We start from the raw sequence: 12,160 nt of genomic DNA, 5'->3' as shown, positions 1-12,160 counted from the left end.
TTGTCGTACCTGGCGAGGCGAGGTACCCGATCCGCGTCCGGCGTACACCCGGACGCGCTCAGAGCGCGGTCATGTCACCGGTGTCGAACAACTCGGCGCGGTCGGCCTCCGGCTCCCACAGGTCGGGCTGCGCCGGCTCCTGCACGCCGATCCGTAGCGCCTCCAACTGGGCGGCGAAGGCCAGCCCGCCGAAGAGCGCCATGCCGGTCAGGTTGGCCCACAGCAGCAGCGCCATCATGCCGGTCAACGCGCCGTACGTCTGCCCGAAGCCCTCGCTGAACTTGACGTACGCGGCCAGCAGCAGGCTGGCCAGCCACCACAGGGCGGTGGCTATGCCGGCGCCGAAGAACAGCCACGACAGGCCGGGCTGGTTGCGGCGCGGCGCGTGCCGGAACAGCACCGCCACGGCGAGCACGGTCAGGCCGAGGCTCAACGGAAACCGGATCACGTTCCAGATGATGTTGGCGGTCTCGCCCCACTCGTAGTGCTCGCGCACCGAGTCGCCCATCGCCCCGCCGCCGACGAGGATCAGGAAGCCGGCCAGCGCGGGCAGACCGGCGGTGACCGCCAGGACGGCCGCCCGCAGGTACTTCCACAACGCCGGGCGGTCCCGCTCGACACCGTAGATGCGGTTGGCGCCCCGCTCGATCTGGGCCATCGTGGTGGTCAGCGCGACCAGACCGGTGAGCAGACCCAGGGTGAGCGCCAACTCCCCCGCGTCCTCGACGCGTTCACCCTCGCCGAGCAGTTCGCCGACCACCTCGGCGCTCTGGCCGGGGGTGAGCGCCAGCACGGTGTCGGCGACGACCCGGCCGCCCTCCTCGACGCCCAGCTCGCTGATCAGACCGGTGAGCGCGATGAGGAACGGCACCACGGCCAGGCAGAGCTGCAACGCGAACGCGCGGGAGTGGCTGAACCCGTCGCCGTAGCGGAACCGGATGAACGCGTCCCGCAGCAGGTGCCAGCCGCCCTTGCGGCGCAGTGTGCGCCAGGCGTCGTCGGCCGACAGCTCCTCGTCGGCCATCAGCCGGGTCTCCGGCACGATCCGGGTGCTACTCACGGCGCGCTTCCTCGATCAGCTGCTCGCCCCGCTCCCCGGCGCCCTGTGCGTCGACGGACAGGTCGGGAGCGTCCTCGGGCTGCGGAACGCAGAGCCACAACGCCTGCGGCCGGATCTCGGCGCGGAGCCGCCGTCCGGGGGCGATGAGGTCGCCGTCCAGCTCCCGTGGCTGCGGGCGGTTGCTGCTGACCACCACCGTCCGGCCGCGGAAGACCTCCATCTGCGGCACCTGGCCGCTGCGGCGGACCACGGCCCAGCCGAGCGCGAGCCAGTGCCGCAGGTTACGCGGGGTGAGCACGGCGACGTCGAGCCAACCGTCGTCCGGCTCGGCCTCGGTCAGCAGGGTCACGCCGCCCTGGAGCCGGCCGACGTTGGCGATCAGCACCGAGCGGGCCCGGCGGCGCACCGCCGGCCGGTCGTCGATGCGGATCTGCACCCGCATCGGCCGGTCCCGCAGGTGCTTCACGGCACCCATCACGTACGCCGGCCAGCCGATGCGGGCCTTGGTGGTCTCGTTCGTGGCGTCGAGCATCTGGGCGTCGAAACCCATGCCGGCCATCACGGTGAAGTACTGGTCCTCCACCGCGCCGACGTCGAGCAGCCGCCGACCGCGTTCGACGGCGACCTGGAGGCCCGCCGGGAGGTCGGTGGAGAGGCCGAGGTTGGCGGCGAGCAGGTTGCCGGTGCCCTGCGGCAGAACGGCGAGGGCCACGTCGGTGCCGACAAGCGCGCTGACGCAGGACATCACGGTGCCGTCGCCGCCGCAGGCGAAGACCAGGTCGACGCCGTCCTTGACGGCCTGTTCGGTCTGGCCCCGGCCCGGGTCGTCGACGGTCGTCTCGAACCACCGCGGCTCGGGCCACCCGGCGGCGGCGAGCGCGTCGTTCACGGTGCGGCGCAGCTCGTCGAGATCGGTGACCTTCGCCGGGTTGACCACCACGGCGGAGCGCAGCCCGCCGTCGCCACCTGAGGGGCGCCTGTCCTGTCCAGCATCCACGGCGTCAGTGTGCAGCACCGGGCCGCTGTCAGCGACCCGGCGAACCGCAGGCGTCGGAAGTGCCACAGACAGGTTTCAACGCGCGGGTGCCCGTCACGCCGCCGCGCGCAGCGCCGCCTCCACCCGGCGGCGCAGATCGTCGAGGTCGACCCCGGCCTCGGTGAGCACCAGCGCGCCCAGTCCCTGGCCCTCACGCAGCACCCCGAGCAGGATGTGCTCGGTGCCGATGTGCTTGTGTCGCAGCCGCAGCGCCTCCCGCAACGACAGCTCCAGCGCCTTCTTCGAGCGGGGTGAGAACGGGCCGCCCAGGTAGCGGCGACGCCCCCAGCGGCGACGCGGGGCCGGCACCGCCTCGCGCAGCGCGTCGGGGCCGAAGGACTGTTCGATGCGGGCCACGATCGCGGCGAGGTCGATGCCGATCTCGCGCAGCGCCGCCGCGTCCGCGTCGCCGAGGCCGGCGCCCCCGCCCGTGGTGTGCCGCCGGACCCGCTCGCGCAGGTCGTCGGCGCGGACCCCGGCGTCGGCCAGCACCCGGCCGGCCAGGCCGTCCTCGTCGGCGAGCAGGGCGAGCAGCAGGTGTTCGGTGCCGACCGGCCGCCGGCCCTCGGCCCGGGCCTCCTCGAGCGCCCGCCGCACCACGCCTCGCGCCCGATCGGTGAACCGTTCGAACATCACGCCTCCCAGGATGAGTTGACCGCCGGTCGCCCGGCGTGCTTCTTGTGCACCGCCTGCCGGCTGACCTCGAGCGCGTCGGCGATCTCCTGCCAGGACCAGCCCTGTCGCCGGGCGTTGTCCACCTGGACCACCTCGAGTCGCTCGAGCAGCCGGCGCAGCGCGCGGACGGCGCGGAGCCCGACCCGGGGGTCGGTGCTGCCGGCTGCCGCCGCGAGTTCCGTTGCCTGACTCATGGGTGTCAACATACGTTGACAGACGGCGTTCGTCAACATTCGTTGACACCGCGAGCCCTGGTTCGCGTACCCCATGGGTCGATCCCACCCACACGCCGCAGTCATCCGACTACCCTCGGTACGGGGACAGCGTGGTCGTGCCGGGCGCGACGCCCGGGAGGTGGTATCGGATGGCGGCATCGGCCGACGCGGAGGTGCTGGTCGGCCTCGGCTCGGACGGTGACCTACCGGTCGTGGAGCAGGCCGCCCACGAGGCCGCCGGCCACGGGCGGCCCCTGCACCTGGTGCACACCTTCGACTGGCACGCCGCCTTCGCGGCGGACACCGTGGCCGCGCCCCGCGACGCCGCCGAGAGTCTGATCACCCGGGCCGCCCAGCTCGCCCACCAGGTCGAACCAGGCCTGACCGTGCGCGCCGAGATCGTCGAGAGCGCCATGCTGCCCACCCTCATCCGCCGGTCCGAGACGGCCTTCCTGCTGGCCGTCGGGGACAGCGGAATGGCCGGCAGCGGTCAGTGCGTACCGGCCGACACGCCCGCCGTGCAGTTGGCGGCGCGGGCCAACTGCCCACTGCTGGTGGTCCGCCGCGAACCGCCGCCGCAGGGACCGGTCCTGGCCGGAGTGGACGGCTCGCCCAGCTCGCACCTCGCCCTGCGGTGGGCCGTGGAGTGCGCCGCCCGACGCGGCGCACGCCTCGTGGCCCTGCGGGTGGTGGAGAGCGACGAGGACACCGACGCGGTCACCGAGCAGCTCGGCGAGGCGCTGGCCCGGCACGCCGGCCGGCACACCGCAGTGCCCACCGAGTGCCGGGTCGTCCGCGGCGACCCCGCGCAGGTGCTCATCGACACGTCCCGGTCGGCCCAGATGGCGCTGGTCGCCGCCCGGGGTGACGAACCGGGACGCGCCATGCTGGGCGCGGTCGCCCAGTCCCTGCTCTACCACTCCCCCGCCCCGGTCGTCGTCGTACGCGGCCTCGCCGAGGTGCCGCTGACCGGGCCCGACGCCCACCCGACCCGGGACCAACGACCCTGACCAACCACGTCCGCAGCGGCGAGGCTGGACGGCGAACACCCACCCCCTACCCGCGAGAGGCAGCATCATGGACACCGCTCTCGACGCGCAGCGCGCACTCACCGACGACGAGCTGCGCCGGCTGGACGCCTACTGGCGGGCCGCGAACTACCTCACCGTCGGGCAGATCTACCTGCTGGGCAACCCCCTGCTGCGCGAGCCGCTGACCCCCGACGACATCAAGCCCCGGCTGCTCGGGCACTGGGGCACCAGCCCCGGGCTCAACCTGATCTACGCCCACCTCAACCGGGTGATCGTCGCCCGCGACCTGAACGCCATGCTGGTCACCGGCCCCGGGCACGGCGGCCCGGCGATCGTGGCCAACACGTGGCTGGAGGGCACCTGGTCGGAGCGCTACCACGACGTCGCACGCGACGAGACCGGCATGGCCCGGCTGTTCCGCCAGTTCTCCTTCCCCGGCGGCATCCCCAGCCACGTCGCGGCGGACGTGCCAGGTTCGATCCACGAGGGCGGCGAGCTGGGGTACGCCCTGAGCCACGCCTACGGCGCCGCGTTCGACCACCCGGATCTCGTGGTCGCCTGCGTGGTGGGCGACGGTGAGGCGGAGACCGGCCCACTGGCCGGCAGTTGGCTCTCCAACGTCTTCCTCAACCCGGCGCGCGACGGCGCGGTGCTGCCCATCCTGCACCTCAACGGCTACAAGATCGCCAACCCGACCGTGCTGGCCCGGATACCCGAGGCGGACCTGCTCGACCTCATGCGGGGCTCGGGTTACGAGCCGTACGTGGTGGCCGGCGACGACCCGAGCATGGTGCACCGCACTCTCGCCGCCACCATGGACCGGGCGCTGGACGAGATCGCCACGATCCAACGCCGGGCCCGCTCCGGCGGCGTCGTCGAGCGTCCCCGCTGGCCGATGATCATCTTGCGGACGCCGAAGGGCTGGACGGGACCGCGCGAGGTCGACGGTACGGAGGTGGAGGGCACCTACCGCGCGCACCAGGTGCCGCTGTCCGGCGTACGTGACAACCCGGCGCACCTGGCCGAGCTGGAGCGCTGGCTACGCAGCTACCGACCGGAGGAGCTGTTCGACGCCACCGGAGCGCCGGTCGACGAGCTGCGGACCCTGCCGCCGCGCGGTGACCGGCGGATGAGCGCCAACCCGGTCACCAACGGCGGAGTGGTCCTGCGCGACCTGGCCCTGCCCGACTTCGGCGCGTACGGCGTGGACGTACCCGAGCCGGGTCAGCCGATGGCCGGCGCGACCGGGGTGCTCGGTCCGTGGATCCGCGACGTGATCGCCGCCAACCCGCAGACGTTCCGGCTGTTCGGCCCGGACGAGGTCGCGTCCAACCGGTTGGGCGCCGCCTTCGAGGTGACCGACCGCGCCTGGATGGCCGCCACGGTCCCCGGCGACGACCACCTCTCCCCGGACGGCCGGGTCATGGAGGTGCTGTCCGAGCACCTGTGCCAGGGCTGGCTGGAGGGTTACCTGCTGACCGGCCGGCACGGGGTGTTCACGAGCTACGAGGCGTTCATCCACATCGTCGACTCGATGCTCAACCAGCACGCCAAATGGCTGAAGGTGACCCGGGCCATCCCCTGGCGACAGCCGATCGCCTCGCTGAACTACCTGCTGTCCAGCCACGTCTGGCGGCAGGACCACAACGGCTTCTCCCACCAGGACCCGGGCTTCATCGACCACGTGGTCAACAAGAAGGCCGAGGTGGTCCGCGTCTACCTGCCGCCGGACGCCAACACCCTGCTCGCCACCATGGACCACTGCCTGCGCAGCCGGCACTACATCAACGTGGTCGTGGCCGGCAAGCAGCCGGCGCCCAGCTGGCTCACCGTCGACGAGGCGATCCAGCACACCCGCCGCGGCCTCGGCATCTGGGAGTGGGCCAGCACCGACGACGACAGCGAGCCGGACGTCGTCCTCGCCTGCTGCGGCGACGTGCCCACCCTGGAGACGCTGGCCGCCGCCGACCTGCTGCGCCAGCACCTGCCGGAGCTGAAGGTCCGCCTGGTCAACGTCGTCGACCTGATGCGCCTGCAACCGGACACCGAACACCCGCACGGCCTGCCCGACAAGGAGTTCGACACCATCTTCACCCCGGACCGACCGGTCATCTTCGCCTACCACGGCTACCCCTGGCTCATCCACCGCCTGACCTACCGCCGGTCCAACCACGAGAACCTGCACGTACGCGGCTACAAGGAGGAGGGCACCACCACCACCCCGTTCGACATGGTGATGCTCAACGACCTGGACCGGTTCCACCTGGTCATCGACGTCATCGACCGGGTGCCGGGGCTGGGCGCGCGCGCCGCGCACCTACGCCAGCGGATGGTCGACGCCCGACAGGCGGCCCGCGACTACACCCGCCGGTACGGCGAGGACGACCCACAGGTCGCCGAGTGGCGGTGGGTCCGCGAGACCGACCCGACCAACCCCTGAAGGAGGACGACGTGCGGGACGCGGAGATTCTGGTCGGCTACGACGGCTCGACCGACGCGTCGGTGGCCCTTGACTGGGCGTTGGCCGAGGCCGAGCGCAGCGGTCAGCCGGTGCGGCTGGCGTACATCTTCGAATGGCTGACCGTGGCCAGTTGGGTCGGTCCGGGTGTGGCGCCCGGCATCTGGCCGGACGACACCGCCCGGCGGCAGGTGGACGACCTGGTCCGCAAGGCCGCCGCGGACGCCGCCACCGCGCATCCCGGCCTGACGGTCACCGGCGAGGTGTACGACGGACCGCCCGCCCTCGTGTTGCAGGAACGCTCCACCGACGCGGGGATGCTGGTGCTCGGCAGCCGGGGCCACGGCGGGTTCGGCGGGCTGCTGGCCGGCTCGACGGCGGTGGCGGTCGCCGCGCACGCCCACTGTCCCGTCGTCATCGTCCGCGACGGCGCGGCCCACGGCCCGGCCGACCCCGTGACGGTCGGGGTGGACGCCTCCGAGCCGTCGCTGGTGGCACTCGGCTTCGCGGCCGAGCGGGCAACCCAACGACGGGTACCGCTGCGCGTGCTGCACGCCTGGACACCGGGCCCGGGTGGGGCGGCCGGGACGCCCGACGAGCGGGCGGCCGTCGAGGAGGCGGTCGAACCCTGGCGGCGGACGTTCCCCGAGCTGGAGGTCACGGTCGACCTCGTCGGGGGCAGTCCGGCGGCGACGCTGATCGAGGCGAGCCGGTCGGCCCAGTTGGTGGTCGTCGGCAGCCGGGGACGGGGCGGGCTGGCCGGGATGCTGCTCGGCTCGGTCAGCCAGCAGGTCATCCAGCACGCCGGCTGCCCGGTCGCCGTCGTCCGGGAGCGTTGACGCCCGACCCTCCGGCACACCGCCCAGCAAAGCGCACGATGAAACGGCAACACACCGCGCTAAGGAAGGGCCCCTTTCTAACGCCTGGTGTATAGGAAGGGCACCCTCCTTACAAGTCGAAGGTTGGGCACGATGGTCGAGACGGAAAGGTCGTGACGATGAGTCAGGAAAGTTCGCTGACCACCGCGCTGGCGGAGGCCGCTGCCACCGCCGGCCACGCCCCCTCGGTGCACAACACGCAGCCCTGGCGTTGGCGGGTACTCCCCGACTCGCTGGAACTGCACACGGTCGCCGACCGGCAGCTCGCGGCCGGCGACCCGGAAGGGCGACTGCTGGCGGTCAGCTGCGGCGCCGCCCTGCACCACGCCCGGGTGGCGCTGGCCGCCGAGGGCTGGCGCGCGGTGGTGCGCCGCCTGCCCGACCCGGGCGAGGAGAGCCTGGTGGCCCGTCTGACCGACCTGACCCGGACCGAGGCCGATCCGGACGCCATGCGCCTCGTGCAGTGCATGTCGGTGCGGCACACCGACCGACGGCCGGTCAGCGACGAGCCGGTGCCCACCGACGCGATGGGGGAGATCACCCGGGCGGTCACCGCCGAGGGCAGCCGCCTGCAGATCCTCGACCGCGACCAGGTGCTGGAGCTGGCCGCCACGGCCGGGCACGCCGGCGCGGTCGAGGCCGAGGACCCGGAGCTGCGCGCCGAGATGGCGTACTGGACGAGCCGCGCCGAGACCGGCACCGGCCTGCCCGCCGACGTGCTCCCCGCGGAGCCGCCACAGACCACCGTGCCGGGCCGCGACTTCGGCCGCCCCGGCAGCCTGCCGATCGGTCCCGGCCACGACCGGATGGCGGTGTACGCGCTGCTGCACGGCGACGAGGACGACCGGGACAGCTGGCTCCGTGCCGGTGAAGCCCTCTCCGCCGCCTGGCTGACCGCGACCCGGCTCGGCGTGTCGGTGGTACCCCTCAGCGCGGTCGTCGAGGTCCCGGGCACCCGGCAGACACTGCGTCAGGTGCTCGCCGGCATCGGCTTCCCGTACCTCGTGCTGCGCCTGGGGATCGCGGACCCGGCGCACGCGGGGCCGCCGCACACCCCGCGACTGGCCAGCGAGCAGGTGGTCGACACCTCGGCGGTGCGCGGCGACCAGGCCTGACGGGTCGATCGTCGCCGCCGGTCGACGCTACGATCGCGCGGTGACCAGCAGCGTCCCGCAGCCTCGCCCGGAAACCCCGGTGACGCCGTCGCTCGGGCTGAGCCCGCTGTCCCGGGTTCGCCTCGACGAACTGCTCCAGGAGATGCTGGACCGGGTCGGCGAGGTGATGACCAGCCGGGAGCGGCTGCGGGCGCTGCTCGACGCGGTCGTCGGCATCGGCACCAACCTGGATCTGCGCACCACCCTGCGGCGCATCGTGCAGGCGGCCTGCGAGCTGGTCGGCGCCCGGTACGGCGCGCTGGGCGTGGTCGGCCCGGACCGGTTGCTGCACGACTTCATCGTGCACGGCATCACGCCCGAGCAGCACGCGCAGATCGGCGACCTGCCGCACGGGCGGGGCGTGCTCGGCCTGCTCATCGACGATCCGCGCCCGCTGCGCATGCCGGACATCACCCAGCACCCGCGCTCCTACGGCTTCCCGGCCAACCACCCGCCCATGCACAGCTTCCTGGGCGTGCCGGTACTCATCCGGGAACAGGTGTTCGGCAACCTCTACCTGGCCGAGAAGCAGGGCGGCGCGCAGTTCACCGAGGACGACGAGGAGATCGTCGTCGCGCTCGCCGCCGCCGCCGGCGTGGCCATCGAGAACGCCCGCCTGTACGCCCTGGCCCACCGGCGGGAACGCTGGCTCGCCGCGACCGCCGAGATCACCACTGTGCTGCTCGGCGAGGTACGCCGCACCGACGCGTTGGCGCTGGTCGCCCGACGGGCCCGGGAGGTCGCCGAGGCGGAGCTGGCGCTGGTGCTGCTGCACGACAGCGAGTCCGCGCAGTTCACCGTGGAGGTCGTCGACGGCGTCGACGAGCAGGCCCGCGCGCTGGTCGGCGCGGTCCTGCCGGCCGCCGACACCAGCTTCGGGGCGGCCGTCGCCGAGGGCCGGCACGACCAGGTGGACGACCTGGCCCACGCCGCGCCGTGGCCGGCGCTGCTGCACACCGGGCCCGCGATCGTCTCGCCGCTGGCCACCGCCGACACTCTGCACGGCGTGCTGATCGTGGCGCACCGGCCCGAACGCGGCGGCGGCGCCAGCGAAGAGGACGTGGCGCTGCTGGGCAGCTTCGCCGGTCAGGCGGCGCTGGCCATGGAACGGGCGCGCGGTCAGGAGGAGCGCGAGCTGTTGGTGGTCCTGGAGGACCGCGAGCGGATCGCCCGGGACCTGCACGACGTGGTGATCCAGCGGCTCTTCGCCACCGGCCTGCAGTTGCAGAGCGCCGCGCCGATGATGGCCCGCCCCGAGGTCGCCAAACGGATCAACGCGGCCGTCGACGACCTCGACGACACCATCCGCGACATCCGGCGGACCATCTTCGAGCTGCGGACACCGATGACCGCCGCGCTGCGTACCGAGATCCGCGAGGCGGTCGAGCTGGCCGCCGAATCCCTGGGTTTCAAGCCGCACCTGAAGCTGACCGGCCCGGTGGACAGTGCCGTCCCCGACGCCATCCGCCCGGAGCTGGCCGCCGTGCTGCGCGAGGCGCTGTCCAACACGGTCCGCCACGCGCGGGCCACCCGCGTCGACGTGGCCGTACGCGTCGAGGGCGAGCAGGTAAGCGTGACGGTCACCGACGACGGGGTGGGCTGCGACCCGAGTGCGGCCCGAGGTGGCCTGGTCAACCTACGCGAACGCGCCGACCGCCGCAACGGCGCCTTCACGATCCGCCCCGCCGACCCCCACGGAACCGAGCTGCACTGGTCAGTGCCCCTGCGCGACTGACCGACGCCAGTCCTCCGACCGCGCCGATCTTGCACTTTCGGTGGACGATATGAGGAGCAAGGTCGGGTTTGTCGGCGCAGAAAGTGCAAGATCGCGGGAATGGGGGCGGCTCAGGGGGTCTTGCCGAGCAGGCGGGTGGCCAGGACCGCCGCTTGGGTGCGGCGCTCCAGTCCCAGCTTGGCCAGCACGCTGGACACGTAGTTCTTCACCGTCTTCTCGGCGAGGAACATCCTTCCCGCGATCTCCCGGTTGGTCAGCCCCTCGGCCACGTACTCCAGGATCCGCCGCTCCTGCTCGGTGAGCGACTTCAACTCGCGCGGCTGCTCGACGCCGTTGCGGATGCGGTCCAGCACGCGCGTGGTGATCGCCGGATCGAGCAGGGACTGCCCGGCCGCCACCCGGCGCACCGCGTCGACCAGATCGGTGCCGCGGATCTGCTTGAGCACGTACCCGGCGGCACCCGCCATGATCGCGGCGAACAGCGCCTCGTCGTCCTCGTACGAGGTCAGGATCAGGCCCTTGATGGACGAGTCGACGGCCCGGACGTCGCGGCACACGTCGATGCCGTTGCCGTCGGGCAGCCGGGCGTCGAGGATCGCCACGTCCGGCCGCAGCGCCGGGATGCGACGCGACGCCTCCTGCGCGGAGCCGGACTCACCGACCACCTCGATGTCGCCGCTGCTCTGCAGCAGGTCGGCCAGGCCACGGCGGACGACCTCGTGGTCGTCGAGGAGGAAGACGCGGATCATCCCTCGTTTCTACCCGCGCCGCACGACGGGTGCACGGGCCGAAGGTCCCGAACGGAGGGACCGACCGTCGATGGGGCGGTCGGGCCCGGTGGGTCGGGACGTCCGGCCCTGCTCGCCGCCGCCCGATCGGCGGACCGTGAGGGTGTGCCAGCCGTCGCGGCTCGACGACCGGCCCAGGGAAAGGAGCACCGCCATGGACATCGGCTACACCGCGAACCACCTGCGGACCGCCGCCGACAGCGCGGTCCGGGCGCCGTCGCTGCACAACACGCAGCCGTGGCGGTTCCGGCTGCGTGCCGGCGGGATCGAGGTGCTGGCCGACCCGTCACGTCGGCTGCCGGAGACCGACCCCAGCGGCTGGGGCGTACGGGTCGCCTGCGGCGCGGCCCTGTTCAACCTGCGGATCGCGTTGGCCGTGGCCGGCGTCCCCGCCCGGGTGCGACTGCGTCCGGACCCGGCCGAGCCGGATCTGCTGGCCCGACTGGTGCCGGACCTCCCGCGCCGGCCCAGCCCCACCGAGCAGAGCCTGCACACGGCCATCCCCCGCCGGTTCAGCAACCGGCTGCCGTTCTGGCCGGACCCGGTGCCGTCCGACGCCCGCTGGCGGCTCGGCGACGCGGCCCGCGCCGAGGGGTGCTGGCTGGAGCTACTGGTCGGGGTGAGCGCCGTGAACGCGTTCGGCGAGATCGCCCGTGGCGCGCACCGGGTGCTGGAACGCGACCCAGCGTACCGCGCCGAGCGGGAACAGTGGCTGCGTCACGAGTCCGCGCCGGACGGCGTACCCACCTCGGCCGGCGGCCCGCAGCACGAGCCACAGGATGTGCTGCCGACGCGCGGCTTCGGCGGTCGCGACCGCGCGCCGGGGCGGGACTTCGAACCCGAGCCGCTGGTCGGGGTGCTCGGCTCGGTCGGTAACACCGCCATCGACCAGGTGGTCGCCGGTCAGGCCCTGCAACGGGTGCTGCTCACCGCCGTCGACGCCGGGTTGGGCGTGTCGATGTTGTCCCAGCCGATCGAGGTCCCGACGGCGCGGGAGCAGCTACGCGTGTCGCTGGGGCGGTTCGGCACCCCGCAGATGGTGCTGCGCGTCGGGTACGGCCAGCCGGGCCGACCCACCCCGCGCCGGGAGGTCGACGAGGTGTTGGACCTGCCGGTCGTGCCGGCCTGAG

Annotated in this window: 11 protein-coding genes; 6 read left to right on the top strand and 5 right to left on the bottom strand. The window is 73.2% G+C overall.

Features of this window, described 5'->3' with window-relative positions; all coding sequences use genetic code 11:
• Window positions 1–58: 58 nt before the first annotated feature.
• The 4 genes from AB0I89_RS09865 to AB0I89_RS09850 all read right to left on the bottom strand — a co-directional run bounded on the left by AB0I89_RS09865 (window position 59) and on the right by AB0I89_RS09850 (window position 2,965).
• Window positions 59–1,060 (bottom strand): YihY/virulence factor BrkB family protein, encoded by a 1,002-nt coding sequence (locus tag AB0I89_RS09865; RefSeq protein WP_355051797.1) that lies wholly within the window; start codon window positions 1,058–1,060, stop codon window positions 59–61.
• On the bottom strand, window positions 1,053–2,057 hold the full coding sequence (locus AB0I89_RS09860) for a diacylglycerol kinase family protein (RefSeq protein WP_357123043.1): 1,005 nt from the start codon (window positions 2,055–2,057) through the stop codon (window positions 1,053–1,055). The genes AB0I89_RS09865 and AB0I89_RS09860 overlap by 8 nt, the downstream gene beginning before the upstream one ends.
• 93 nt (window positions 2,058–2,150) lie before the next feature.
• Window positions 2,151–2,729, bottom strand: coding sequence for a Clp protease N-terminal domain-containing protein (locus AB0I89_RS09855; protein ID WP_355051888.1), 579 nt, complete (start codon window positions 2,727–2,729; stop codon window positions 2,151–2,153).
• Window positions 2,729–2,965 carry an HTH domain-containing protein gene (locus tag AB0I89_RS09850; RefSeq protein ID WP_007457155.1) on the bottom strand — a complete coding sequence of 79 codons (237 nt, stop codon included), beginning with the start codon at window positions 2,963–2,965 and terminating at the stop codon, window positions 2,729–2,731. Before AB0I89_RS09850 ends, AB0I89_RS09855 begins: the two co-directional genes overlap by 1 nt.
• 170 nt (window positions 2,966–3,135) lie before the next feature.
• Between AB0I89_RS09850 and AB0I89_RS09845 the strand changes: the two genes are divergently transcribed.
• From AB0I89_RS09845 to AB0I89_RS09825, 5 genes are all read left to right on the top strand, one after another.
• Window positions 3,136–3,996 (top strand): universal stress protein, encoded by an 861-nt coding sequence (locus AB0I89_RS09845; protein ID WP_357123040.1) that lies wholly within the window; start codon window positions 3,136–3,138, stop codon window positions 3,994–3,996.
• 67 nt (window positions 3,997–4,063) lie between these two features.
• Window positions 4,064–6,457, top strand: a complete 2,394-nt coding sequence (locus AB0I89_RS09840) for a phosphoketolase family protein (RefSeq protein ID WP_357123037.1) — start codon at window positions 4,064–4,066, stop codon at window positions 6,455–6,457.
• A gap of 11 nt (window positions 6,458–6,468) precedes the next feature.
• A complete protein-coding gene (locus AB0I89_RS09835) occupies window positions 6,469–7,314 on the top strand; it encodes a universal stress protein (protein WP_357123034.1) in 846 nt (281 codons plus the stop codon).
• Between the two features lie 158 nt (window positions 7,315–7,472).
• Complete coding sequence (locus tag AB0I89_RS09830; RefSeq protein ID WP_357123031.1) at window positions 7,473–8,468, top strand: nitroreductase; 996 nt, start codon at window positions 7,473–7,475, stop codon at window positions 8,466–8,468.
• 142 nt (window positions 8,469–8,610) lie between these two features.
• A complete protein-coding gene (locus AB0I89_RS09825; RefSeq protein ID WP_357123395.1) occupies window positions 8,611–10,242 on the top strand; it encodes a GAF domain-containing sensor histidine kinase in 1,632 nt (543 codons plus the stop codon).
• A gap of 110 nt (window positions 10,243–10,352) precedes the next feature.
• Here AB0I89_RS09825 and AB0I89_RS09820 read toward each other — a convergent pair whose 3' ends face one another.
• Window positions 10,353–10,991: a response regulator transcription factor gene (locus AB0I89_RS09820; protein WP_357123027.1), complete on the bottom strand. Its 639-nt coding sequence runs from the start codon at window positions 10,989–10,991 to the stop codon at window positions 10,353–10,355.
• Between the two features lie 193 nt (window positions 10,992–11,184).
• Here AB0I89_RS09820 and AB0I89_RS09815 point away from each other — a divergent pair, with 193 nt between their 5' ends.
• Complete coding sequence (locus AB0I89_RS09815; RefSeq protein ID WP_357123024.1) at window positions 11,185–12,159, top strand: nitroreductase; 975 nt, start codon at window positions 11,185–11,187, stop codon at window positions 12,157–12,159.
• Window position 12,160 lies beyond the last annotated feature (1 nt).

Origin of the sequence: Micromonospora sp. NPDC049801 (genome assembly GCF_040656575.1) — a bacterium.
Lineage (GTDB): Bacteria > Actinomycetota > Actinomycetes > Mycobacteriales > Micromonosporaceae > Micromonospora.
The sequence above is the reverse complement of the archived record's forward strand: the minus strand, read 5'-3'. Positions and strand labels throughout refer to the sequence as shown.